General features: G+C 70.2%; 18 protein-coding genes and 1 pseudogene. 5 read left to right on the top strand and 14 right to left on the bottom strand.

The features are described from left to right. Together BW996_RS03425 and BW996_RS03420 are read right to left on the bottom strand one after the other, a co-directional pair. Positions 1 to 984, bottom strand: a complete 984-nt coding sequence (locus tag BW996_RS03425) for a GGDEF domain-containing protein (RefSeq protein ID WP_037485926.1) — start codon at positions 982 to 984, stop codon at positions 1 to 3. 86 nt (positions 985 to 1,070) lie between these two features. After that, positions 1,071 to 2,345 (bottom strand): type IV pili methyl-accepting chemotaxis transducer N-terminal domain-containing protein, encoded by a 1,275-nt coding sequence (locus tag BW996_RS03420; protein WP_037485928.1) that lies wholly within the window; start codon positions 2,343 to 2,345, stop codon positions 1,071 to 1,073. Positions 2,346 to 2,622: 277 nt separating this feature from the next. Here BW996_RS03420 and BW996_RS03415 point away from each other — a divergent pair, with 277 nt between their 5' ends. Beyond that, positions 2,623 to 3,873: an MFS transporter gene (locus tag BW996_RS03415; protein ID WP_037485930.1), complete on the top strand. Its 1,251-nt coding sequence runs from the start codon at positions 2,623 to 2,625 to the stop codon at positions 3,871 to 3,873. A gap of 20 nt (positions 3,874 to 3,893) precedes the next feature. Here the strand turns inward: BW996_RS03415 and BW996_RS03410 are convergent, their stop codons facing one another. Then, positions 3,894 to 5,618, bottom strand: a complete 1,725-nt coding sequence (locus BW996_RS03410; RefSeq protein ID WP_037485932.1) for a bifunctional protein-serine/threonine kinase/phosphatase — start codon at positions 5,616 to 5,618, stop codon at positions 3,894 to 3,896. A 90-nt stretch (positions 5,619 to 5,708) separates the two neighbouring features. Between BW996_RS03410 and BW996_RS03405 the strand changes: the two are divergent. The 3 genes and pseudogenes from BW996_RS03405 to ybiB all read left to right on the top strand — a co-directional run. After that, positions 5,709 to 6,950 (top strand): annotated as a pseudogene (locus BW996_RS03405) (NAD(P)/FAD-dependent oxidoreductase); the annotation flags it as partial. A 74-nt stretch (positions 6,951 to 7,024) separates the two neighbouring features. Continuing rightward, the gene (locus tag BW996_RS03400; protein WP_037485935.1) at positions 7,025 to 9,826 is read left to right on the top strand and encodes a nitrate reductase; all 2,802 of its coding nucleotides are present in this window, start codon (positions 7,025 to 7,027) and stop codon (positions 9,824 to 9,826) included. Between the two features lie 20 nt (positions 9,827 to 9,846). Beyond that, the gene (gene ybiB / locus BW996_RS03395) at positions 9,847 to 10,806 is read left to right on the top strand and encodes a DNA-binding protein YbiB (protein ID WP_037485936.1); all 960 of its coding nucleotides are present in this window, start codon (positions 9,847 to 9,849) and stop codon (positions 10,804 to 10,806) included. On the opposite strand, the gene BW996_RS03390 is transcribed toward ybiB, so the two are convergent. The 11 genes from BW996_RS03390 to scpA form a co-directional block, all read right to left on the bottom strand. After that, entirely contained in the window at positions 10,778 to 11,050 is a 273-nt protein-coding gene (locus BW996_RS03390; protein WP_037485938.1) for a hypothetical protein, read from the bottom strand. The genes ybiB and BW996_RS03390 overlap by 29 nt on opposite strands. Beyond that, complete coding sequence (locus BW996_RS03385) at positions 11,047 to 11,559, bottom strand: ATPase (RefSeq protein ID WP_037485942.1); 513 nt, start codon at positions 11,557 to 11,559, stop codon at positions 11,047 to 11,049. The genes BW996_RS03390 and BW996_RS03385 overlap by 4 nt, the downstream gene beginning before the upstream one ends. A gap of 155 nt (positions 11,560 to 11,714) precedes the next feature. Beyond that, positions 11,715 to 13,607 (bottom strand): propionate--CoA ligase, encoded by a 1,893-nt coding sequence (locus BW996_RS03380; protein WP_076458624.1) that lies wholly within the window; start codon positions 13,605 to 13,607, stop codon positions 11,715 to 11,717. Between the two features lie 130 nt (positions 13,608 to 13,737). Beyond that, positions 13,738 to 14,991, bottom strand: a complete 1,254-nt coding sequence (locus BW996_RS03375; protein ID WP_037482591.1) for a cytochrome P450 — start codon at positions 14,989 to 14,991, stop codon at positions 13,738 to 13,740. Continuing rightward, the gene (bioF, locus tag BW996_RS03370) at positions 14,988 to 16,235 is read right to left on the bottom strand and encodes an 8-amino-7-oxononanoate synthase (protein WP_139330727.1); all 1,248 of its coding nucleotides are present in this window, start codon (positions 16,233 to 16,235) and stop codon (positions 14,988 to 14,990) included. The genes BW996_RS03375 and bioF overlap by 4 nt, the downstream gene beginning before the upstream one ends. A gap of 75 nt (positions 16,236 to 16,310) precedes the next feature. After that, the gene (locus BW996_RS03365; protein WP_037482584.1) at positions 16,311 to 16,775 is read right to left on the bottom strand and encodes a VOC family protein; all 465 of its coding nucleotides are present in this window, start codon (positions 16,773 to 16,775) and stop codon (positions 16,311 to 16,313) included. Positions 16,776 to 16,789: 14 nt separating this feature from the next. Beyond that, positions 16,790 to 18,865: an acetyl-CoA carboxylase biotin carboxylase subunit gene (locus BW996_RS03360; RefSeq protein ID WP_037482582.1), complete on the bottom strand. Its 2,076-nt coding sequence runs from the start codon at positions 18,863 to 18,865 to the stop codon at positions 16,790 to 16,792. Between the two features lie 25 nt (positions 18,866 to 18,890). Further along, on the bottom strand, positions 18,891 to 20,423 hold the full coding sequence (locus tag BW996_RS03355; protein ID WP_037482579.1) for an acyl-CoA carboxylase subunit beta: 1,533 nt from the start codon (positions 20,421 to 20,423) through the stop codon (positions 18,891 to 18,893). 66 nt (positions 20,424 to 20,489) lie between these two features. Further along, complete coding sequence (gene meaB / locus BW996_RS03350; protein ID WP_076458622.1) at positions 20,490 to 21,530, bottom strand: methylmalonyl Co-A mutase-associated GTPase MeaB; 1,041 nt, start codon at positions 21,528 to 21,530, stop codon at positions 20,490 to 20,492. Positions 21,531 to 21,562: 32 nt separating this feature from the next. After that, complete coding sequence (locus tag BW996_RS03345) at positions 21,563 to 21,946, bottom strand: GNAT family N-acetyltransferase (protein ID WP_241461986.1); 384 nt, start codon at positions 21,944 to 21,946, stop codon at positions 21,563 to 21,565. A gap of 141 nt (positions 21,947 to 22,087) precedes the next feature. Next, a complete protein-coding gene (gene scpA, locus BW996_RS03340; RefSeq protein ID WP_037482598.1) occupies positions 22,088 to 24,247 on the bottom strand; it encodes a methylmalonyl-CoA mutase in 2,160 nt (719 codons plus the stop codon). 103 nt (positions 24,248 to 24,350) lie between these two features. Here scpA and BW996_RS03335 point away from each other — a divergent pair, with 103 nt between their 5' ends. Further along, on the top strand, positions 24,351 to 25,016 hold the full coding sequence (locus BW996_RS03335; protein WP_051631993.1) for a GntR family transcriptional regulator: 666 nt from the start codon (positions 24,351 to 24,353) through the stop codon (positions 25,014 to 25,016). Positions 25,017 to 25,233: the final 217 nt, after the last annotated feature.

Here is a 25,233-nt window from a genome sequence, read left to right as displayed (position 1 = left end):
TCAGACCCCCGAGGCCTCGGGCAGCCGGATCGAGGCCAGCGCGATGCGGTTGCCCCCGCGCAGCCGCGCATCGGTCAGCGCCCGCACCGCGGCCTGGCTGAGTTCGGCCAGCGTCGCGGCGGTGTGCGGGAAGCTGGCGATGCCGATCGAGATCTCGAAGCCCAGGCTGCGGCCATCCTGCACCACCACCTGGGTGGCGCAGGCGCGGCGCAGATGCTCCATCCGCGCATGGGCGGTCGCCAGGCCGACGCCGGACAGCAGGATCGCGAAGCGGCCCTCCCCGAGCTGGGACAGCACATCCATCGCGCGGGTGTTGGTGCGCATCAGGTGGCCCATCATCTCGACGATGCGCTGCACCGCCGCCTCGCCGTGGCTCTGGCGCATCGCCTCGATGCGGTCGATCGCCAGCAGCACCAGCGCGAACTCGCGGTGCTCGCGCTGCGACAGCGCGGCCTCGCGGCGCAGGTGCTCCTCGAAATGCTCGCGCCGGAACAGCTCGCCCGGCCGATCCAGGCCCTGCTCATGCTGCCGGCGCATCGCCTCGATGGCCTGCTGCAGCCGCTCGATCTGACCCAGCGCCTGCTGCAGCTGCAGCGACTCGCGCCGCAGCGCGGTCACGTCGCGCCACAGCGTCAGCAGCAGCGGCTCGCCGGCCAGGCCGTGCAGCACCCGGCGCACCGCACGCAGCTCGACCCGCCGCCCGCCGGCGCGCTCGAACACATGGTCATCGACCGACATCGGCTGCCCGCTGGCCAGCGCGCGGACATCGGCCGCCTGGATCGCGTTGGCCACCGGCTGCGGCAGCGGCGCCTCGCCGCCGACCCAGTCCTGCCAGGAGGGACTGGCCCAGACATGGCGGCCGTCCGCGGCCCGCTTCAGGGTGGCCATCGCGCCGTCGATCAGCAGCAGATCGAGAAGGCCCTCGTTCAGTGCGACGGGAGCCACGACGGCATCGGAGAGGTCGGACAGCGCGGAAATGCTCATCCGAAGATGATAAGCAGCGCATCCCAGCCGACGCTGACGCGGATCAGCGCCGGCCGTGAAGCCTCACCGGCATCACCATCAACCCATCACCCCATCAGCATCTGCATGCTCTGCTCGTACTCGCGGGTCAGCGCGTCGAACAGCTCCAGCAGCGACTCGCTGCTGGCCGCCAGCGTGATGCGCGCGCCCTGCTGCGCGCCGGCACGCACCGCGGCGAGCATGTCGCGCCAGGTCGCCTCGGCGCGGGCCAGGCCCTCGCGGATCAGCGGCGTCGACAGCGGAATCTCGTGCAGATAGGCCAGGCCGCGCTCGAAGGCCTCGGCGGTGGGCGCCAGATCGACCGGCAGCGGCTCTGCAGGCGCGATCGCCGGGCCGCTGCGCAGCAGCGCCAGCTTGGCCAGGCGCTGCACCAGCATGCGCTGACGCCCCGAGACATTGATGACATGCAGCGACGGCGTCAGCCCGGCATTCTCCAGCGCCTGGGTCAGCCGGTCCGACAGCTCCAGCAGCCGCTCGGCCTCCTGGTCGAGCACCCCCGTGCGCGAGCTCACCGGCAGGCCGCCCAGCCCGGCCTGCACCGTCGCCCAGGTGCCCTGCACCGCGCCGAGCAGATCGCCGAAGGTCGGCTGCGACAGGGTGCGCGCCAGCACTGACAGGCTCTGCTCGACCTGGGTGACCGAATCGGCCAGCAGCGCGCGCGATCCCGCCGCCTCGACGCCGGCCGCGGCAAGCGCGTAGAGCTTGACGATGCGCTGCGACAGCATGCGCAGCCGGCCGGCGCGGTTGATCGCCTCGGCATAGTGCGCCGAGTCGATCACCTGCTGCGAGACCTGGCCGATGCGCAGCTTCGCGTGCATCGAGGCCGAGCGCAGCAGCCGGAAGGCCTCGTCCTCGCTGATCTGGCGCGCGCTCATCAGGATGCCCTTGGCACGGTCGACCAGCTTGCGCTCCTCGAGCCGGCGCTTCAGGTCGCCGAGCTCCTCGCGCATCTGGCGCATCTGGCGGTGGCGCGCGCTGGTGAACTGGATCAGCGGCCGCAGCCGCCCGGCCGCATAGCCGTTGACCACCCAGCCGTCGATGCCCGAGGCGATCGCGGTCTCCATCGTCTCGGCGCGCACGTCGCTGGTGAAGACCAGCACCGGCGCGGGCGCGGCCGACTCGAGCAGCCGCGCCGCCTCGAACAGCTCCTCGCCGGGGTGCGGATCCCAGACGATGACCATGTCTGGTGCATGACGCACCGCCTCACGCACCATGGCGGCGCATGTGCAGCGGGCACAGACCTGCAGTCCGTTGGACTCCAGGTCGGTCACGAGGGTCGGCGCATCGGGCTGCGCCGGAGCCACGGCAAGGATCTTCAGCATGTCTTGAACGTCTTGAACCAGGAGGGGGTCATCATTGTTGTGACGGAAGACTAAGCACGCACCACGCCAGGCATGCACTGTCCGGGTGCCGGCATGGAAGATGCTTGATGGCCCATCACGATCGCACAGCCGCGATCTGCCGGCGCCGCATGCCGGCCCCGGTCCGCCGCCGGACCGCATGGTGCCGCCAGAGCACCTCGCATCGACCCTCCGCGCTCAGGCTGCTGTGGCCCCTTCCGCGACGGAGCCGTCCCACCCCCACGCCCCCTCCACTCCGATGTCCGACTTCAAGTCCTTCGCCAAGGCTGGCCACTGGCCGACCCTGGCGGCCTCCTTCCTGTACTTCGACTTCTGTTTTGCGATCTGGGTTTTGAACGGCGCGATGGCGCCCTTCATCAGCGAGAGCTTCAACCTGAGCGCCGCCGAGAAGGGCTTCATGATCTCGGTGCCGATCCTGGCCGGCGCGCTGATGCGCTTTCCGCTGGGCGTGCTGGCGCAGTACATCGGCCGCAAGAACGCGGCCATGGTCGAGATGAGCCTGATCGTGGCCGCCCTGGCCTTCGGCTACACGATGGTCGACACCTACGACGAGGTGCTGGCCATGGGCGTGCTGCTGGGCATCGCCGGCGCCTCCTTCGGCGTGGCGCTGTCGCTCGGTTCGGGCTGGTATCCGCCGAAGTACAAGGGCCTGGCGATGGGCATCGCCGGCGCGGGCAACTCCGGCACCGTGCTGGCGGTGCTGTTCGCGCCCCCGCTGGCGGCGAAGTTCGGCTGGCAGACCGTCTATGGCCTGGCGGCCTGCACGATGATCCTGCCGATGCTGGTGATGTGGTTCGCCGCGAAGGAGCCGCCCGATGTCGAGCACCAGTCCTTCCGCGAGCACATCTCCTGTCTGTTCGAAAAGGACGGCTGGTCCTTCAGCCTGATCTATGTCGTGACCTTCGGCGGCTTCATCGGTCTGGCCAGCTTCCTGCCGACCTATTTCTACGACCAGTTCAAGGTCACCAAGATCGAGGCCGGCCAGCTGACGATGCTGGCCACCGTGATGGGCTCGGGCGTGCGGGTCGTCGGCGGCTACATTTCCGACCGCGTCGGCGGCATCAACACCCTCAGCGGCGTGCTGGTGCTGGTGGCGATCTCGCTGGTGGCCTGCGGCTTCGCCGGCAGCTCGCTGGCGGTGACCACGCTGCTGTTCATGCTGTGCTTCGCCGCGCTGGGCGCGGGCAACGGCGCGCTGTTCCAGCTGGTACCGCTGCGCTGGCCGCTGACCACCGCGGTGGCCGGCTCGATGATCGGTGAAGTGGGCGCCCTGGGCGGCGGCTTCATCCCCAACGCGATGGGCCTGTCCAAGCAGCACAGCGGCACCTACCTGTGGGGCTTCGTCGCCTTCGCGGTGCTGGCGGTGGCGATGCTGGTGATGCTGCGCATCGTGCAGATCCGCTGGACCCGCACCTGGGCCGAGAAGGGGGGCCGTGCCCGCAGCACGCCGACCACCGTCGGCACCTCGGGCGCGCGCCGGGCTGCCTGAGCTCGGCCCGGCCCTGCCGCTCAGCGCGGCAGGAACAGCAGCCAGATCACCAGCATCAGGTTGAAGATCAGCGAGATCACGCAGGTGACCTTCCAGGCCCAGGCCGGATCGCGCCGCACCAGCGGCGTGGCCTGGGGCGCGTTCAGCGGCCTGGAGGCACCGCGCTCGAGCGCCAGCGCGAACTCCTCGGCGGTCTCGAAGCGCTGGCGCGCATCCCGCGCGATCGCCTTCATCACCACATGGTCGAGCCAGATCGGCACCTCCGGGCGCAGGCGCGAGGGCGCGACCGGATCGCGCCGGAAGCGCGCGGTCTGCCACGGCTCGATCTCCCCGTAGGGCAGCCGCCCCGTCAGCCACTGGTAGAGCGTCACGCCCAGCGCGAACAGGTCGCTGCCGGCGTCGGCCGGCCGACCCTCGGCGCCCTCCCACTGCTCCGGGTTCATGTAGCTGGGCGTGCCGGCGTGCAGCGTGCGCGTGGAGGCCGGCTCGCGGCCCGACACCGCCACGCCCAGGTCGAGCACCCGCCACTGGCCGTCCTCGCCCAGATGCAGATTGCCGGGCTTGATGTCGCGGTGGATCACCCCAATGCGGTGCAGCCGCCCGAGCGCGCGGCACACCGCCAGCCCGCCCTGCACCACCTCGGGGATCGCGAAGCGGCGCGCCTCCTCGGCCAGCAGCTGCTCCAGCGTGTGGCCGCTGTGCCAGTCGAAGACGGTGTAGAAGGCGCTCGGCGCCTTGACCTGACGCACCCGCACGAAGCCGGGAGCGCCGCTGTCGGTCACCTGCAGGCCCAGCCAGGCCTCGTGCGCCAGCATCGCCTGTTCCTCGCGGTCGCTGGCGCGCGACTCGTGCAGCGTCTTGATCGCCACCAGCTCGCGGCTGGCCGGATCACGCGCCTGGTAGAGCCGGTGCACACCGGTGTCGGCCACCAGCGCGGTGATGCTCCAGCCGTCGAGCGTGTCGCCCGGGCGCATGCGCGGCGGCACCGGCAGCTGGCGCGCCTGCAGCAGCGTGTCCTGCAGCCGCACCGGCTCCAGGCCCAGAACTTGCATGACCAATGCCGTGACGTTGTCCTGACTGCCCGCCTCCAGCGCGGCCTTGACGACCGCCTCGCTGGCCCGCTGAGCCGGCGCGGTGGCCAGCAGCGCGCGGATCTGCTCGGGCCGGAGCACGCCATGCACGCCATCGGTGGTGAGCATGAAGATGTCGCCGGTCTGCAGTTCGCCCTGGAGGTAGTCGGCGCGCACCGCCAGGTCGAGGCCGACTGCGCGGGTGAGCTGGCTGCGGAAGTCGGGATGATCGATGGCATGGTCCTGGGTGAGCTGCTGCAGCTCGCCCCCGCGCAGCAGCCAGGCCCGGGTGTCGCCGACGTGGGCGAGCGTCCAGGTGTGGCCCTGCAGAGCCAGCGCCGTCAGCGTGGTCAGTCCGGAGGCACGATCGCCGCCGGGTCCGCTGCGGCGCCGGTTGTGGTCGGCCAGCCAGGCGTTCTGGGCGCCGATCAGACGGTCAAGGACGACCGTCGTCTCCCAGGTGGCCGGTGCGGCATGGAAATCCTGCACCAGGCTCGTCACCGTGGTCTGGGCGGCCTCGCGCCCCAGACCGCCGGCCGACACGCCATCGGCCACGGCCGCGATCAGGCCGCGACCCGGCTCCTGCGCACCGGCGCGCACGGCAGCGGCGAAATCCTCGTTGCGTTCCCGCACCCCGCTGGCGCTGGTGTGTCCGATGTCGACATCAAAGCTCATGCGGCCGCATTGTGAATGGGAATGCAACTTGTTCCACATGAATTTGCATGGGAAGACCCTGAACGGGTCTCCCGCAGCCAGGAGTTCGCAATGCCCAGAATGAAGCTCGTGATGATCGGCAACGGCATGGCCGGCGCGCGCGCGCTCGAGGAGCTGCTGAAGATCGCGCCGGATCGCTACGACATCACCGTGTTCGGCGCCGAGCCGTACCCGAACTACAACCGCATCATGCTCAGCCCGGTGCTGGCCGGCGAGCAGACGCTCGACCAGATCGTGCTCAACCCGCTGTCGTGGTACGCGCAGCACGGCATCACGCTGCACCTGGGCACGACCGTCACCACGATCGACCGGGCCCGTCGCCAGGTCATCGCCTCCCGGGCCGACGGCACGACGATCCGCGCCGACTACGACCGGCTGATCCTGGCCACCGGCTCGACGCCCTTCATCCCGCCGGTGCCCGGCCACCGGCTGGAAGGCGTCATCGCCTACCGCGACATCGCCGACACCGAGACCATGATCGAGGCCGCGCGCACCCGCCGCCACGCGGTGGTGGTCGGCGGCGGCCTGCTGGGCCTGGAAGCCGCCAACGGCCTGAAGCTGCGCGGCATGGAGGTCACGGTGGTGCATCTGGGCGCGTGGCTGCTCGACCGCCAGCTCGACCCGACCGCCGGCCGGCTGCTGCAGCAGGCGCTGGAGGCGCGCGGCCTGCGCTTCGCGCTGCGGGCGCAGACCGAGGCGCTGCTGGGCGATGCCGAGGACGGCCAGTCCGGCCGGGTGCGCGCGCTGCGGCTGAAGGACGGCCGCGAGATCCCGGCCGACCTGGTGGTGATGGCCGCCGGCATCCGCCCGAACACCGCGCTGGCGCGCGCGGCCGGTCTGCTGTGCGACCATGACGGCCGCGGCGGCATCCGCGTCAGCGACACGATGCAGACCGTGACGGACGCGCGCATCTGGGCGGTGGGCGAATGCGCCAGCCACCGCGGCATCGCCTACGGCCTGGTCGCGCCGCTGTACGAGCAGGCCCGGGTTCTGGCCGCCCATCTGGGCGAGACCGGCATCGGCCGCTACACCGGCAGCCAGACCGCGACCCGGCTGAAGGTCACCGGCATCGACCTGTTCTCCGCCGGCGACTTCATGGGCGACGAGGACAGCGAGCAGATCCTGCTGTCCGACCCGGTCGACGGGGTCTACCGCAAGCTGGTGCTGCGCGAGGGCCGCCTGGTCGGCGCCTGCCTGTACGGCGACACCTCGGACGGCAGCTGGTATTTCGACCTGATCCGGGAAGGCGCGACGCTGGGCGAGATGCGCGAGCGGCTGATGTTCGGCCGTGCCGAGGCCGAATCCGCGCTGGCCTGACGCCGCGACCTGACACCCCAAGACACCGAACCCGAGACAGGCTCCCCGCCATGATGCAGACCCGTTCCACCTGCCCCTACTGCGGCGTCGGCTGCGGCGTGATCATCGAGTCCGATGGCACGCAGATCACCGGCGTGCGCGGCGATCCCGAGCATCCGGCCAACTTCGGCCGGCTGTGCACCAAGGGCAGCACGCTGCACCTGACCGCCAGCGCGGCGATCACCCGAAGCAGCCGGCTGCTGCAGCCGATGCAGCGGCTCCAGCGCGACGCCGCCCCGCAGCCGATCGACTGGACCCACGCGCTGGACACCGCAGCAGACCGCATCGCCGACGTCGTGCGCCAGCATGGCCCCGACGCGGTCGGCCTCTACCTGTCGGGCCAGCTGCTGACCGAGGACTACTACGTCTTCAACAAGCTCGCCAAGGGGCTGCTCGGCACCAACAACGTCGACACCAACTCGCGGCTGTGCATGTCCAGCGCGGTTGCCGGCTACAAGAAGACGCTCGGCGCCGACGCGCCGCCGTGCAGCTACGAGGACGTCGCGCACGCCGACACCGTCTTCATCACCGGCAGCAACACCGCCTGGGCGCACCCGATCCTGTTCCGCCGCATGGAGGACGCCCGCGCCGCGCGCCCCGGCCAGCGCTGGATCGTCGTCGACGTGCGCCGCACCGAGACGGCCGAGACCGCCGACCTGTTCCTGCAGATCCGCCCGGGCACCGATGTGGCGCTCTACCACGGCCTGCTGCACGTCATGCTGGCCGAGGGCCTGACCGACGCGCGCTACATCGCCGCGCACACCACCGGCTTCGCGGCGCTGCGCGAGGTGGTGCAGGACTGGACCCCGGCGCGCGCCGCCGAGGTCTGCGGCATCGCCGAGGCCGACCTGATCCAGGCCGCGCGCTGGTTCGCGCAGGCCGACCGCCCCGGCGGCGCCACGCTGTCGCTGTACTGCATGGGCCTGAACCAGAGCGCCGCCGGCACCGACAAGAACGCCGCGCTGATCAACCTGCACCTGGCCACCGGCCAGATCGGCCGCGCCGGGGCCGGTCCCTTCTCGCTGACCGGCCAGCCCAACGCGATGGGCGGACGCGAGGTCGGCGGCCTGTCGAACCTGCTCAGCGCCCACCGCGACCTGGCCAACCCGGCGCACCGCGCCGAGGTCGCCGCGCTGTGGGGCCTGCCCGACGTGCCGGCCACGCCGGGGCGCAGCGCCATCGAGATGTTCGAGGCCGCCGCCGACGGCGAGATCCGCCTGCTGTGGATCGCCTGCACCAACCCGGCGCAGTCCATCCCCGACCAGGCGATGGTGCGCCGCGCGCTTGAGCGCGCCGAGTTCGTCATCGTGCAGGAAGCCTTCGCCACCACCGCGACCGCCGCCTACGCCGACCTGCTGCTGCCGGCCACCACCTGGGGCGAGAAGATCGGCTCGGTGACCAACTCCGAGCGGCGCATCAGCCGGGTGCGCCCGGCGGTGGCCGCGCCCGGCCAGGCGCGCCACGACTGGCAGATCGCCATCGACGTGGCCCGCCGCATCGAGGCGCGCCTGCCCGAGCGCCTGCACGGCCAGGCCACGCTATTCCCCTACGCAGACGCCGAATCCATCTGGAACGAGCACCGCGAGAGCACCCGCGGCCGCGACCTCGACATCACCGGCCTGAGCTGGGCGCACCTCGAGCAGCACGGCCCGCAGCAGTGGCCGATGCCCGAGGGCGCCCGCGCTGGCCGACCCCGCCTCTACGAGGACGGCGTCTTCCCCACCGAGGACGGCCGCGCCCGCTTCGCGCCGGTGAGCTTCCGCCCGGTGGCCGAGCCGGTCGATGCGCTCTACCCCTTCTCGCTGATCAGCGGCCGGCTGCGCGACCAGTGGCACGGCATGAGCCGCACCGGCACGCTGGGCCGCCTGTTCGGCCATGTGCCCGAGCCGGGGGTCGAGATGAACGCCGCCGACCTGGCCGCGCTGGGCCTGAAGGACGGCGATCTGGTCGAGGTGCGCTCGCGCCGCGGCAGCGTCGTGCTGGCTGCGCAGGCCGGCGGGGCGGTCGCTCGGGGTCAGGTCTCGATCCCGATGCACTGGGGCGAGGAGGTGCTGGGCGGCACCGATGCCGATGGCACGCCGCGCCGGGGCGTCAACGGCCTGACGCTGCCGACCTTCTGCCCAGGATCGAAGCAGCCCGAGCTCAAGCACGCGGCCGTCTCGGTCGTGAAGGCCGATCTGCCCTGGCGCATGGTCGGCCTGGCCTGGCTGCCGCAGGACGAGATCCTGCGGGTGCGCGAGCACCTGCGCGCGCTGATGCCGCGCTTCGCCCACGCGATGGTGCTGCCCTTCGGCCGCGAGCCCCATGACGGCGGGCTGGGCGGCGTGATCTGGCGCGCCTCGGCGGCCACGCCGGCCGAGGCCAGTCTGATCGCCGAGATCGCCGCGCTGCTCGGCCTGGACGCCCCCACCGCGATGCGTTACGAGGACGCCGAGCGCGGCCAGTTCCGCAGCGCCCGCCTGGACGGCGGCCGGCTGCGCGGCGTGCTGCTGGCAGGCGACACCCGGGCCGAATCCTGGCTCCGCACGCTGGTCAAGGACGAGCTGCCTGCGCAGGCCTACGGTCGGCGCCTGCTGGCCGCCAGCGCCACGCCGCCGGTGGCGATCGCCGAGCGCGGCCGCCAGGTCTGCACCTGCTTCAACGTGACCGAACCGCAGATCGTCGAGCAGCTCGGCCACTGCGAAGGCAGCGCCGAGGCGCGGCTGCAGCAGCTGCAGGGCGCGCTGAAGTGCGGCACCAACTGCGGCTCCTGCCTGCCGGTGCTGCGCGGGCTGGTGCGGGCCTCGATCCCGCTGGTGCCGGTGGCCGGCTGAGCCGGGCGACAATCCGGCCCATGAGCATCGCCCCCTATCTGAAGGAAATCGGCCGCGGCAAGGACGGCGCCCGCTCGCTGAGCCGCGAGCAGGCGCACGACCTGATGTCGCGCATCCTCGACGGCCGCGTCACCGACCTGGAGCTCGGCGGCTTCGCGCTGGCCATGCGCATCAAGGGCGAGACGCCCGAGGAGCTCGCCGGCTTCGTCGACGCGACGATGGCGCACACGCTGGCCCTGCCCGATCCGGGCCGGCTGGCGGTGCTGCTGCCGTCCTACAACGGCGCGCGCCGCCTGCCCAACCTGACGCCGCTGCTGGCGCTGCTGCTGGCGCGCGAGGGCGTGCCGGTGCTGGTGCACGGCATGGTCGCCGACCCGACCGGGCGCATCACCAGCGCCGCCATCTTCACCGAGCTGGGCCTGCCGCCCTGCCCCGACGCCGCCACGGTGGCCGCACGCTGGGCCGCCGGCCAGCCGGCCTTCATCGCCATCGAGACGCTGAACCGGCCGCTGGCCAGCCTGCTGGCGATCCGGCCGGTGCTGGGCCTGCGCAACAGCGGCCACACCGTCGCGAAGATCCTGCCCGCGCTGCCCGGCGCGCTGCGGGTGGTCAACCACACGCACCCGGAATACGCGGTCAGCCTGACGCAGTACCTCACCGACACCCAGGCCTGCGCGGTGCTGATGCGCGGCACCGAGGGCGAGCCGGTCGCCGACGCGCGCCGCCAGCCGCGCATGCAGGTCTTCCGCGACGGCCGGATCGATGCCGAGGCCTCGCTGGCGCCGCAGGACGGCGTGCTGGTCGAGCTGCCGGTGCTGCCCGCCGGCATCGACGCCGCGACCACCGCCGCGCACCTGCGCGAGGTGCTCGCCGGCCGCCAGCCGGTGCCCGCGCCGATCGCGCAGCAGCTCGCGTGCCTGCAGGCGGCATGTGCCGCCCGCCGCGGCAGCCTCAGCGCGTCGGCCGGTTCAGTGGCCTGACATTGCCGGGCAGCGGTCGGCTGCGCGGGTCCGGATCGAGATCGTAGCTCTCCGATCCGGCCTCGCGCACCAGACGGCCCTCACGCGCCAGGATCACGTCGGTGCCGGTCAGATAGGCGATCTGCCGGGCGATCTCGGTCGAGCGGCGCAGGGCGGCCAGCATGCCACGGACTTCCGGCGCCACCGGCTCGTTGCCGGGCTGGCGGTCGCTGCGGCCCGATCGGTCCTTGCCGAAGATGCTCATGCGCCGCTCCAGTCCATCAGCCTCGGAGCCGGCCCCGAGTTGTCGAAATGCACCCACAGGTCCACCAGGTCCTTGTAGACGGTGTGGAAGTTGTCCAGCCCGGCCTCGAAGCGCCGTCGCACCGCGTCAGGCGCCACCTTGTGCCCGCCCTGGCGCACCCGCTCGCCGACGCGCTGGATCGCCAGCTCCGGGCTGCTCAGCGACAGGAAGACCAGCTGCACCACATAGCCCTGGCGGCGCCACTCCGGGATCTGGCTGGACACCTCGCGACTGCGCAGCGTGGTCTCGAAGCCGAAGCTCTCATGGCGGCGCAGCAGGTCGCCGATGGTGATCTGCATCAGCTTGTGCGCACGCATCGCCATGCGCTCGGGCGAGAACGGCGACAGCCCCTCGGCGATCAGATCGGCATCGACGAAGTTGCGGCAGGCCGCCTCCTGGGGCAGGTACTCCTTGGCGAAGGTGGTCTTGCCCGCTCCCGGCGGGCCGGCAATGATGTGAATGCGCGGCATGGCGCTGATTATGTAATCAGATGTGACAGAGTTCACAAGCCTTTCTGAAGATCCGATGAAGGCGGGACAAGACAAAGGGGCCCCGTGTCGCCACGGGGCCCCTGCGGTTCAGCGCGGATCGAAGACGCGGATCCCGGATCAGGATCCGCTCAGGGTCAGGACACCAGATCCTTGATCTGTGCCAGCGCGGCCGGGTCTTCCATCGTCGTCAGGTCACCGGCATCGCGGCCTTCGCAGACCGCCTGGATGGCGCGGCGCAGCACCTTGCCCGAGCGGGTCTTCGGCAGCACCGAGACGAAGCGCACCGAGGCCGGACGCGCCACCGCGCCGAGCTGGCCGTCGACGACCTTCATGATCTCGGCCTCCAGCGCCTTGGCGTCGTCCGGACCGGCGACCTTGCTCGGATCCTTCAGCACCGCGAATGCGACCGCGACCTGGCCCTTGAGCGGGTCGGCCACGCCCACCACCGCCACTTCGGCGACGTTCGGATGGCTGGAGATGCTCTCCTCGATCTCGCGGGTGCCCAGGCGGTGGCCGGCGACGTTGATGACGTCGTCGGTGCGGCCGAGGATGAAGAAGTAGCCGTCCTCGTCCTTCACGCCCCAGTCGAAGGTCGAATACATGACCTTGTTGTGGATGCTCGACCAGTAGGTGCTGACATAGCGCTTGTCGTCGCCCCAGACGGTCTGCAGGCAGCCCGGCGGCAGCGGGCCGTTGACGGCGATGACGCCCTTCCTGTTCGGCTCGGTGATCTCCTCGCCGGTGGTCTCGTCGATCAGCTTCACGTCATAGCCGTAGACCGCCTTGCCGGGCGAGCCGAACTTGGTCGGCGCCGGTTCGACGCCGTTGCAGATGGCCATGATCGGCCAGCCGGTCTCGGTCTGCCAGTAGTTGTCGATGATGGGCTTGTTCAGCGCGCCGCCGATCCAGGTGGCGGTGGGCTCGTCGAGCGGCTCGCCGGCCAGGAACAGCGCCTTCAGGGACGAGAGGTCGTACTTGGTCAGGAAGGCGGGATCCTGCTTCTTGAGCACGCGCGCGGCGGTCGGCGCCGAGAACATCACCGTGACCTTGTACTTCTCGACCAGGCTCCACCAGATGCCGGCGTCCGGGCGGATCGGCAGGCCCTCGTACATGATCGTGGCCATGCCGTTGATCAGCGGGCCGTAGATGATGTAGCTGTGGCCCACCACCCAGCCGATGTCCGACGTGCTGAAGTAGGTCTCGCCCGGGTTGCCCAGGTAGATGTGCTTCATCGACGCGGCCAGGGCCACCGTGTAGCCGGCGGTGTCGCGCTGCACGCCCTTGGGCTTGCCGGTGGTGCCGGAGGTGTAGAGGATGTAGCTCGGGTGGGTGGACTCGACCCATTCGCAGGGCACGACCGCGTCCAGGTTCTGCTCGCGCAGCGTCGCGTAGTCAACGTCGCGGCCCTCGACCCGGGCGAAGTCGGCCAGGCCGCGGTTGACCATCAGCACCTTGGCGGGCTTGTGCTTGGCCAGGTTGATCGCCTCGTCGAGCAGGTGCTTGTACGGCACCGACTTGCCGCCGCGCATGCCGGCGTCGGCGCTGACGATGACGGTCGGCTGCGCGTCGTCGATGCGGCTGGCCAGCGAGTGGCTGGCGAAGCCGCCGAACACCACAGAGTGGATCGCGCCGATGCGCACGCAGGCCAGCATCGCGAACGCCGCCTCGGCGATCATCGGCATGTAGATCAGGACGCGGTCGCCCTTCTTGACGCCGAGCGACTGGTAGATCGCGGCCATGCGCTGCACCTCGGCGTGCAGCTCGCGGTAGCTGTAGGCCTTCTCGGTGTTGGTCTCGGTCGAGACAAAGATCAGCGCGTTCTGGTCGGCGCGGGTGGCCAGATGGCGATCGACCGCGTTGTGGCAGAGATTGGTCTCGCCGCCGGCGAACCATTTGGCAAACGGCGGGTTCGAGTAGTCGCAGACCTGATCGAAGGGCTTGTGCCAGTCGATCAGCTGGGCCTGCTCGCCCCAGAAGCCGTCACGGTCTTCGATGGAACGGCGGTGAAAGTCGGCGTAGGCGGTCATGCGCTTGTCTCCTGAATCCTGAGGGTCCGGCTGAATTCATAATTCAAAATGACACGCCTGACGTCCGCCTGTCAATTCGCTGTCAGCCGCGCCTGCCGTCAGCGATCGCCCGGGAAATTCTTGACCGGGATCAGGCCGGCGGGCCTTGCAGCCACAGCGGCAGCGAGCGCAGACCGCGGTAGAGCGGCTGGTCAGGCACCCAGTCGGGCGTCTCGGGCCGCGCCAGTGTCAGATGCGGCCAGCGCCGCGCGAGCTGGCCGAGCAGGATCTCGCCCTCGAGGCGGGTCAGCGCCGCGCCGATGCAGACATGCGGTCCGCTGCCAAAGGCCAGCGAGGCGCGGCGCGGCAGCTGGATGTCGAAGTCGTCGGGCCGCTCGAAGCGCTCGGGGTCGCGGTTGGCCGCGCCGATCAGCACGATGACGCCATCGCCGCGCTCCAGGCGCTGGCCGTGCAGCTCCAGCGGCGTCACCACCCGCCGGCCGCTGTACTGCACCGGACACTGATGGCGCAGCGCCTCGCGCACCGCGGCCGGCGCCAGGCCCGGATCGGCGCGCAGCGCCTGCCACTGTGCCGGATGCGTCAGCAGCAGCTGCACCGCATTGCCGAGCAGATGGCGGGTGGTCTCATGACCGGCGAACAGCAGCATCGTCGCCTGCGCCAGCAAGCCGACGCTGTCGTCCAGGCCGGCCTGGCCCTGGCGATGGGCCTGCAGCAGCCGGTCCAGCAGGCCCGCGGGCGCTGGGGACGCCGCGCCGGGCGCGCGGGCGAAATGGCCCCGGAAATAGCCGGCCATCGCCACCAGCGCACGCTCGGCCCGGCGGGTCAGCTCGGGCGCGGGATCGGCCGCGCCCAGGAAGGGCGCGATCTCGTCGGACCAGCCCACCAGCATCGGCTCGTCCTCGGCCGGCAGGCCCAGCAGCCGCGAGATCACCCCGGCCGGCAGCCGGCGCGCCACGCCGGCGATCCAGTCGACCGGCCGCGCCGGTGCGGCGGCCTGCTCGGCCTGCAGCGCGTCCATCAGCGCGGTGCAGCGCTGCTCGATCCAGGGGCGCAGCGCCGCCATCGCCTGACCATCGAAGCCGGCCATCATCAGCCGACGCAGCGCCGCATGGTCCTGCCCGTCCAGAAACAGCAGCGCACGCGCGAACAGGCGCTGGAAGGCGCCGGCCTCGCGCCGCTGCGTCTCGCCCCGGCGCACCCAGCCGCCAGTGCGCGCGGCCGAGAAGCGCGGATCGCGCAGCACCTGCTCGGCATCGGCATGGCGGGTCAGCACCCAGGCGCCGCCGAAGAAATCCTCGCTCCAGTGGATCGGGCCGGCCTGGCGCAGCGCGGCATAGGCCGGATGCGGATCGGCCGCGCCAGGCTGCAGCACGACCGCGCTCATCGCGGGCCTCCGGCCGGGTCCTGCAGCGCCTGGCCCAGCACCGCCAGCAGCCGCGCGACCTCCTCCGGCCGGTGCGCGGCCGAGAGCGTGATGCGCAGCCGCGCGGTGCCCTCGGGCACGGTCGGCGGGCGGATCGCCGGCACCCACAGCCCGGCCTGGCGCAGCCGCTCGGCCAGCGCGGCGGCGCGGTGGTTGTCGCCGATCAGCAGCGGCTGGATCGCGGTGGCGGACGCCGGCAGCGACCAGCCGCAGTCCGGATGCGCGGCCAGCAGCGCCGCCAGCCCCTCGCGCAGCTGGAGGATGCGCGCCTGCAGCGCCGCACGGCGCGCGTCGCCCTCCGGCCCGCGCAGGATCTCCAGGCTGGCGCGCGTCGCCTCGGCCAGCGCCGGCGGCGCGGCGGTGGTGTAGATGCCGGGGCGCGCGGTCTGCAGCAGCCACTCGACGATGACCGGATCGGCCATCACGAAGGCGCCCGCCACGCCGAAGGCCTTGCCCAGCGTGCCCATCAGGATCAGCCGGCGCCCGCGCAGGCCGAAATGCGCCAGGCTGCCGCGTCCGGCCTCGCCGAGCACACCCAGGCCGTGCGCGTCGTCGACCACCAGCCAGGCGTCATGGCGCTCGGCCAGCGCCAGCAGCCGCTCCAGCGGCGCCAGGTCGCCGTCCATGCTGAAGACGGCGTCGGTGACGATCAGCTTCAGCGGCGTGCTGCTGTCGGCCAGCATCGCCTCCAGCCGGTCGACGCGGTTGTGTGGATAGCGGCGCACCTCGGCGCGCGCCAGCTGCGCGCCGTCGATCAGCGAGGCGTGGTTGAGCCGGTCGGTGAACAGCGTGGCGCGCGCCTCGCCCAGCGCGGTCACCAGCGCCAGATTGGCCAGATAGCCGGTGCCGAAGCCCAGCACCCGCGCGCCCTCGGGCCACAGCGGCGCGAGCCACTCGGCCAGCGCCTGCTCAAGCTGCTCGTGCGCACGGCTGTGGCCGCTGACCAGGTGCGAGGCACCGCTGCCGGCGCCCCAGCGCCGCGCGCCCTCGGCCAGCGCCTCGACCACCGCCGGATGCGCGGCCAGGCCCAGGTAGTCGTTGCTGCAGAAGGCCAGCATCGGCTGCGCCGCATCCGCATCTGCGCCCGTGCCAGGCAGGCTCACCGGCAGCTGCGGCGCGCACGGCCCCTCGGCGATGCGGCGCACCCGCTCGAGGCCGAGCGCGCGGCGCTGCTGCAGCTGTTGGCTCAGGTGATCGATCAGCATGGAAAATGGCAAATCCAAACGACAACGGCCCGACATCCGTGGACAACGGACACCGGGCCGCCAGGGGCTCGGAGCTTAACCGAGCGCGGCGATCACCTCAGGGGGCGCCTGCACCAGCTCGATCAGCACGCCCTCACCCCCGATCGGGAACTCGTCGTTCGACTTCGGGTGGATGAAGCAGATGTCGAAGCCGGCCGCGCCCTTGCGGATGCCGCCCGGCGCGAAGCGCACGCCGTTGGCGCTCATCCACTCGACCGCCCGGGCCAGATCGTCGACCCACAGGCCGACGTGGTTCAGCGGCGTGGCGTGCACCGCCGGCTTCTTCTCGATGTCGAGCGGCTGCATCAGGTCGACCTCGACCGCGGTCGGGCCGGTGCCCAGCGCGCAGATGTCCTCGTCGACGTTCTCGCGCTCGCTGACGAAGGTGCTCTTGACCGACAGGCCGAAGATGTCGACCCAGAGCGTCTTGAGCCGCTGCTTGTCGGTCCCGCCGATGGCGATCTGCTGGATGCCGAGGATCTTGAAGGGCTTGGCTTGCATCGTGGCTCCCGGCTTCACTCGAAGAGGATGATCTGCTGGTCCACGCTCAGGCTCTCGCCGACCGTGGCCCGGATCTCCTTGACCACGCAGTCCTGCGTGGCGACGAGGATGTTCTCCATCTTCATCGCCTCGATGACCGCCAGGCGCTCGCCGGCCTGCACCTTCTGGCCGACCGCCACCGGCACCTGCACCAGCAGGCCCGGCATCGGCGACAGCAGCATCTTGCTGGTGTCGGGCGGCGCCTTGTAGGGCATGAGCTTGTGCAGGTCGGCGGCGCGCGGCTGCAGCACCAGCGCCTCGATCGCGGTGCCGTCGTGCGCGATGCGCATCGCCAGCGGCCGCTTGGCCGAGCCGCGCTCGACCTGGGCACTGAAGGGCTGGCCGTTGACCGAGCCGCTCATCAGGATGTCGCCGAGCTTGGTGGTGCTGCGGATCGCGTAGACCCGGCCGCCGACGGTCACGTTCATCGTGCCGTGCGCCGCGTCGAAGTCGCCGAGCTGCACGTCGTGATAGACGTTCTGGCCGTCGGCACCGAGCTGCACCACCACCAGCGCGGCCGCATGGGCCACGCCATGGCCGGGCAGCTGGCCGCTGATGCCGGCGGCGCGCTCGCGCGCCTTGCGCCGCACGAAGGCCGCCAGCGCGACCAGGAACAGCGGGTCGTCGTGCGGCACGTCGGCGGCGTCGAAGCCCTTGCCGTAGTGCTCGGCGATGAAGCCGGTGTTGAAGTCGCCGCTGACGAACTTCGGGTGCGCCAAGAGCGCGGCCTGGAACGGGATGTTCGAGCTGATGCCGCGGATCACGAAGCCGTTGAGCGCGGCGCGCATCTTGGCGATCGCGTCGTCGCGGTCACGCCCATGCACGATCAGCTTGGCGATCATCGAGTCGTAGAACATCGGGATCTCGCCGCCCTCGACCACGCCGGTGTCGACGCGCACGCCGCCGAAGCGCCCGGCCTCGTAGGCCGCGCCCTGCAGCGTCTCGCTGCCCTGCACCAGGTCGGCGGCCGGCGGCTGGTACTTGACCAGACGGCCGGTGGACGGCAGGAAGTTGCGGAACGGGTCTTCCGCGTTGATGCGGCACTCGATCGCCCAGCCCTGGCGCGGGATCTGGTCCTGCGTGAAGCCGAGCTTCTCGCCGGCGGCCACGCGGATCATCTGCTCGACCAGGTCCAGCCCGGTGATGCACTCGGTGACCGGGTGCTCCACCTGCAGGCGGGTGTTCATCTCCAGGAAGTAGAAGTCCTGGTTCTTGCCGACGACGAACTCGACCGTGCCGGCCGACTGGTACTTGACCGCCTTGGCCAGCGCCACGGCCTGCTCGCCCATGGCCTGGCGGGTGGCGTCGCTGATGAAGGGGCTCGGCGCTTCTTCGATGACCTTCTGGTGGCGGCGCTGGATCGAGCACTCGCGCTCGTGCAGGTAGACCACGTTGCCGTGGGCGTCGCCCAGGATCTGGATCTCGATGTGGCGCGGCTGCTCGACGAACTTCTCGATGAAGACGCGGTCGTCGCCGAAGCTGTTGCGCGCCTCGTTGCGGCACGATGCGAAGCCGTCGAAGGCATCACGGTCGTTGAAGGCCACGCGCAGGCCCTTGCCGCCGCCGCCGGCCGAGGCCTTGATCATCACCGGATAGCCGATGTCGCGGGCGATCTCGACCGCGCGCTCCGGGCTCTCGATGGCGTCGTTCCAGCCCGGGATCGTCGAGACGCGGGCCTCGTTGGCCAGCTTCTTCGAGGCGATCTTGTCGCCCATGGCCGCGATCGAGTAGTGCTTCGGGCCGATGAAGGCGATGCCTTCTTCCTCGCAGCGGCGGGCGAAGTCCTCGTTCTCGGACAGGAAGCCGTAGCCGGGGTGCAGCGCCTCGGCGCCGGTGGCCTTGCACGCGGCGATGATCTTGTCGGCGACGAGATACGACTCGCGCGAGGGCGCCGGGCCCAGCAGCACGGCCTCGTCGGCCAGCTCGACATGACGTGCGTCGCGGTCGGCCTCGGAGTAGACGGCCACCGTCTTGATGCCCATCTTGCGGGCGGTGGCGATGACGCGGCAGGCGATTTCGCCGCGGTTGGCGATCAGGATCTTCTTGAACATGATGGTTTGCTTTCGCGCCGCGTGATCAGAGGGGGATGTTGCCGTGCTTGCGCCACGGGTTGTCCAGCTTCTTGTCCTTGAGCATCACCAGCGAGCGGCAGATGCGCTTGCGCGTCTCGTGCGGCTGGATCACGTCGTCGATGAAGCCGCGCGCGCCGGCCACGAAGGGGTTGGCGAAGCGGGCCTTGTACTCGGCCTCGCGCTCGGCCAGCTTGGCCGGATCCTTCTTCTCCTCGCGGAAGATGATCTCCACCGCGCCCTTGGCGCCCATCACCGCGATCTCGGCGTTCGGCCAGGCGAAGTTCACGTCGCCGCGCAGGTGCTTGGAGCTCATCACGTCATAGGCGCCGCCATAGGCCTTGCGGGTGATGACGGTGACCTTCGGCACGGTGCACTCGGCGTAGGCGTAGAGCAGCTTGGCGCCGTGCTTGATGATGCCGCCGTACTCCTGCGCGGTGCCGGGCATGAAGCCGGGCACGTCGACGAAGGTGATGACGGGAATGTTGAAGGCGTCGCAGAAGCGCACGAAGCGCGCGGCCTTGATCGAGCTCTTGATGTCCAGGCAGCCCGCCAGCACCAGCGGGTTGTTGGCGACGATGCCCACCGTCTGGCCTTCCATGCGCGCCATGCCGATGACGATGTTGGCGGCGTAGTCGGGCTGCAGCTCGAAGAAGTCGCCGTCGTCGACCACCTTGGTGATCAGCTCCTTCATGTCATAGGGCTTGTTCGGGTTGTCCGGCACCAGCGTGTCGAGCGAGGGGTCCAGCCGCAGCGCCGGATCGCCGCTCGGGCGCACCGGCGGCTTGTCCTTGTTGTTCAGCGGCAGGTAGTTGAAGAAGCGGCGCAGCATCAAGAGCGCTTCCACATCGTTCTCGAAGGCCAGGTCGGCCACGCCGGACTTGGCGGTGTGGGTGACCGCGCCGCCGAGCTCCTCGGCGGTCACTTCCTCGTGCGTCACGGTCTTCACGACTTCGGGGCCGGTGACGAACATGTAGCTCGAGTCCTTCACCATGAAGATGAAGTCGGTCATCGACGGCGAGTAGACCGCGCCGCCCGCGCACGGGCCCATGATCATCGAGATCTGCGGGATCACGCCCGAGGCCATGACGTTGCGCTGGAAGACCTCGGCATAGCCGCCGAGCGAGGCCACGCCCTCCTGGATGCGTGCGCCGCCCGAGTCGTTCAGGCCGATCACCGGCGCGCCGACCTTCATCGCCTGGTCCATGATCTTGCAGATCTTCTCGGCATGCGCCTCGGACAGCGCGCCGCCGAAGACGGTGAAGTCCTGGCTGAACGCGAAGGCCAGGCGGCCGTTGATCATGCCGTAGCCGGTGACCACGCCGTCGCCGGTGATCTTGTTGTCCTGCATGCCGAAGTCGGCACAGCGGTGCTCGACGAACATGTCCCACTCTTCGAAGGTGCCTTCGTCGAACAGCAGCTCGAGGCGCTCGCGCGCGGTCAGCTTGCCCTTGGCGTGCTGGCTGTCGATGCGTTTCTGCCCGCCGCCCAGGCGCGCCTTGGCGCGCTTGGCTTCGAGCATCTGCTGGATGTCATGCATGGGAATCTCCTCGGGTGGGTCCGTGATTCGAAATCGGTTCGGATCGGGAAAGGTCGGCGGGGGCGATCAGGTCATCAGGTCGAGCAGCCGGCGCGCGGCCACCGACGCGGCGGTGCGGCCCTCGCGCACCTGGGCGGTGAGCTCGCCGAGCTGGCCGCGCACCTCGGGGTGCGCGCGGAAACGCTCGCGCAGGCCGGACTCGATGCGCTCCCACATCCAGGCCAGGTTCTGCTGCTGGCGGCGCAGCGCCAGCCGGCCGCTGGCCTGCTGCAGTTCGCGGAAGGTGCTGACCGCGCTCCAGAAATCGTCGAGCCCGGCGCCCTTGAGCGCGCTGATCTGGATCACGCGCGGCAGCCACAGGCTCGCGCCCTCATGGCCACGGTCGGGATGGCCGTGCTGGGCGTGCATGCCCAGCAGGCGCAGCGCGCTGGTGATCTGCGCGCGGGCGCGGGTGGCGGCGTCGGGGTCGATGTCGGCCTTGTTGATGACCACCAGGTCGGCCAGCTCCATCACGCCCTTCTTGATCGCCTGCAGGTCGTCGCCGGCATTGGGCAGCTGCAGCAGGCAGAACATGTCGGTCATGCCCGAGACCGCGGTCTCGCTCTGGCCGACGCCGACCGTCTCGATGATGACGATGTCGTAGCCGGCGGCCTCGGCGACCAGCATCGCCTCGCGGGTCTTCTCGGCGACACCGCCGAGCGTGCCCGAGGAGGGGCTCGGCCGGATGTAGGCGTCCGGGTGCACCGACAGCCGCTCCATGCGGGTCTTGTCGCCCAGGATGGAGCCGCCCGAGACCGTCGACGACGGATCGACCGCCAGCACCGCCACCCGGTGGCCCAGGCCGATCAGGTGCAGCCCGAGCGTCTCGATGAAGGTCGACTTGCCCACGCCGGGAACGCCGGAAATGCCGAGCCGGAAGGAGCGGCCGGTGCGCGGCAGCAGCGCGTCGAGCAGCGCGTCGGCGCGGGCGCGGTGGTCGGCCCGGGTCGACTCGAGCAGCGTGATCGCCTTGGCCATCGCGCGCCGCTGCACCGCCGGCTGCGTGCCGGCGATGCCGGCAGCCAGGGCCTGCTCGGTGGCAGGCAGGTGGGAGAAGTCGTCGGTCATCGAAAGAGGCGAGTGATCGCCCGGTGTGATCGCTAGTGATCGCTGGCCGGATGCGCCGGCCTTCGGAAATACAGGTCCCATTCGCCTTCGGCCTCCAGGATGAAGCCGTGGCGCTCGTAGAAGCGCGCCGCTGCGGTGTGCTTCAGCGCGGTCACCGACATCGGCATGGCCCGCGCATCGGCCTCCGCCAGCACCCGCCGCATCACCCAGCCACCGATGCCCTCGCCCTGCGCGCTCGGGTGGATGTAGAGGTGATCGAGCAGCATGTCGCCGGGCCGCGGGATCACCACGACAAAGCCCACCAGATCGCCATCGCGCAGGATGTGACGCGCATGCGCCGGGTTGAAGCCCCGGCTCAGCCGCTCGCGCACCCGCTGCGGATCGAAATGGCCAAGCCGCGTCAGGCTCTCCCTCATCGCCGCCATCCGCAAGGACAGCAGGGCTTCGAAATCATCCTCACCGGCGGGGGTGAGCTGGAGATGCGGTGTGCCGGCGGCAGACGTGGCAGAAGCGGCTGAGGGAGGTTGCATGGATCACCGATAGGTCATGGGCGCACCTCAGGCCGCAGACACATGGGCTTTGATCTGCTCCAGAACATCCTTGGCCGAGGCCGGAATCGGCGTGCCGGGACCATAGACGCCCTTCACGCCGGCTTCGAACAGGCAATCGTAATCCTGTTGCGGAATGACGCCGCCGACGAAGACGATGATGTCGTCGGCGCCCTGCTTCTTCAGTTCCGCGATGATCGCCGGCACCAGGGTCTTGTGACCGGCCGCCAGCGTCGAGACACCGACCGCATGCACATCGTTCTCGATGGCCTGGCGGGCGCATTCTTCCGGCGTCTGGAACAGCGGGCCCATGTCGACGTCGAAGCCGAGATCGGCGTAGGCGGTGGCCACCACCTTGGCGCCACGGTCATGGCCGTCCTGGCCGAGCTTGGCGATCATCACGCGCGGGCGGCGGCCGTAGGTCTCGGCAAACGCCGCGATCTCGCCCTGCAGCTTCTCCCAGCCTTCGGCCGAGTCGTAGGCCGCCGCGTAGACGCCGGTGACCTTCTGGATGTCGGCGCGGTGGCGGCCGTAGACGGCTTCCAGCGCGTCCGAGACCTCGCCGACCGTGGCGCGCAGGCGCACCGCCTGGATCGCCAGATCCAGCAGGTTGCCCTGGCCGGTCCGGGCCGCGTCGGTCAGCGCCGCCAGCGCGGCCTGCACCGCCGCAGTGTCGCGGGTGGCGCGGATCTGCTGCAGGCGAGCGATCTGCGCGTCGCGCACCTTCATGTTGTCGACCTCGAGAATCTCGACCGGATCCTCCTTGGTCAGCTTGTACTTGTTGACGCCGACGATCACGTCCTTGCCGGAGTCGATGCGGGCCTGCTTCTCGGCCGCCGAGGCCTCGATCTTCAGCTTGGCCCAGCCGGAATCGACGGCCCGGGTCATGCCGCCCATCGCCTCGACTTCCTCGATGATGGCCCACGCTTTGTCGGCCATCTCCTGGGTCAGCGACTCCATCAGGTACGAGCCCGCCCACGGATCGACCACGTTGGTGATGTGGGTCTCTTCCTGGATGATGAGCTGCGTGTTGCGGGCGATGCGCGACGAGAACGCGGTCGGCAGCGCGATCGCTTCGTCCAGCGCGTTGGTGTGCAGCGATTGCGTGCCGCCGAAGACCGCGGCCATCGCCTCGATCGTGGTGCGCACGATGTTGTTGTACGGATCCTGCTCGGTCAGCGACCAGCCCGAGGTCTGGCAGTGCGTGCGCAGCATCAGGCTCTTGGGGTTCTTGGCGTCGAAGCCCTTCATGATCCGGGTCCACAGCATGCGCGCGGCGCGCATCTTGGCGATCTCCAGATAGAAGTTCATGCCGATCGCCCAGAAGAACGACAGGCGGCCGGCGAAGGCATCCACGTCCAGGCCCTTGGCGATGGCAGTCTTGACGTACTCCTTGCCGTCGGCCAGCGTGAAGGCGAGTTCCAGCGCCTGGTTCGCGCCCGCTTCCTGCATGTGGTAGCCGGAGATCGAGATCGAGTTGAACTTCGGCATCTTCTGCGCCGTGTACTCGATGATGTCGCCGATGATCTTCATCGACGGCTCCGGCGGGTAGATGTAGGTGTTGCGGACCATGAACTCCTTGAGGATGTCGTTCTGGATGGTTCCGCTGAGCTTGTCCTGCGACACGCCCTGCTCTTCCGCCGCGACCACGTAGCCCGCCAGCACCGGCAGCACCGCGCCGTTCATGGTCATCGAGACCGAGACCTTGTCGAGCGGGATCTCGTTGAAAAGGATCTTCATGTCCTCGACCGAGTCGATCGCCACGCCGGCCTTGCCGACGTCGCCGGTCACGCGCGGGTGATCCGAGTCATAGCCGCGGTGGGTCGCCAGGTCGAAGGCGACCGAGACGCCCTGGCCGCCGGCGGCCAGCGCCTTGCGGTAGAAGGCGTTCGACTCCTCGGCGGTCGAGAAGCCGGCGTACTGGCGGATGGTCCACGGGCGCACCGCGTACATCGTGGCCTGCGGGCCGCGGATGAAGGGCTCGAACCCGGGCAGCGTGTCGGTGAAGGGCAGCCCCGCCACGTCGGCCGCGGTGTAGAGCGGCTTGACGGTGATGCCGTCCGGCGTGACCCAGTTCAGCGCCTCGACATTGCCGCCGGGCGCGGACTTGGCAGCGGCCTTCAGCCACTGTTCCATCGAGGCGGGCTGGAATTCGGGGGAGTTCGACATGTTGCGGGGTTCCTGACGCAGTGCATCGCCATGATACATGATGCATAATTATGAATTCAAGACCGCAGCCCGGTCCGCTATCATCCCGACCGAATTCCGAATGATGCCCACCGTGCGCCTGCCCACCCACGACCCCGAACATGCCCTGGCGCCTCGCGCCCTCTATCAGGATGTGGCCGAGCGGCTGCGCCAGCAGATCTTCAACCGCGAGCTCGAGCCCGGCAGCTGGATCGACGAGCAGAAGCTCTCGGCCGAGTACGGCATCAGCCGCACGCCGCTGCGCGAGGCGCTGAAGGTGCTGGCGGTCGAAGGTCTGGTGACGATGAAGGTGCGCCGCGGCGCCTATGTCACCGAGATGTCGACCGACGATGTGCGCCAGGTCTATCACCTGCTCGCGCTGCTGGAGAGCGACGCCGCCGGCGAGGTCGCGCGCTCGGCCGCCAGCACCGATCTGGCCACGCTGCGTGCGCTGCACGAGCGGCTCGAGCGCGAGGTCGGCCAGCGCGAGTTCTTCTTCGCCACCAACGAGGCCTTCCACATGCAGCTGCTGGCGCTGTCGGGCAATCGCTGGCGCCAGCAGATCGTCACCGACCTGCGCAAGGTCATGAAGCTCAACCGACATCACTCGCTGTTCAAGATGGGCCGCCCCGAGGAATCGCTGCAGGAGCACCGCGCGCTGATGGAAGCGCTCGAGCGCCGCGATGCCGAGGCCGCCAGCCGGCTGATGCGCCAGCACTTCGAGAACGGCCTGGAGGCTGCGTCACCCTGAGGTCAGCTTGGGACCGCAGAGTGCCGCGCAGCGCCTGCGCAGCCTGCCGTCCCTGGCCCGCAGAGAAGACCCGCCCCACCCCATCCCACAGATTCACCACCTGAAGATCGAGGAGATCGCCCCGATGAAGATCCACGAATACCAAGGCAAGGAAATCCTGCGCCAGTTCGACGTGCCGGTGCCGCGCGGCTACCCGGCGTTCACGGTCCAGGAGGCG

Source organism: Sphaerotilus natans, assembly GCF_900156335.1.
In the GTDB taxonomy this organism is placed as follows: Bacteria; Pseudomonadota; Gammaproteobacteria; order Burkholderiales; family Burkholderiaceae_C; genus Sphaerotilus; species Sphaerotilus natans.
This window is presented reverse-complemented; position numbering and strand designations above follow the sequence as displayed.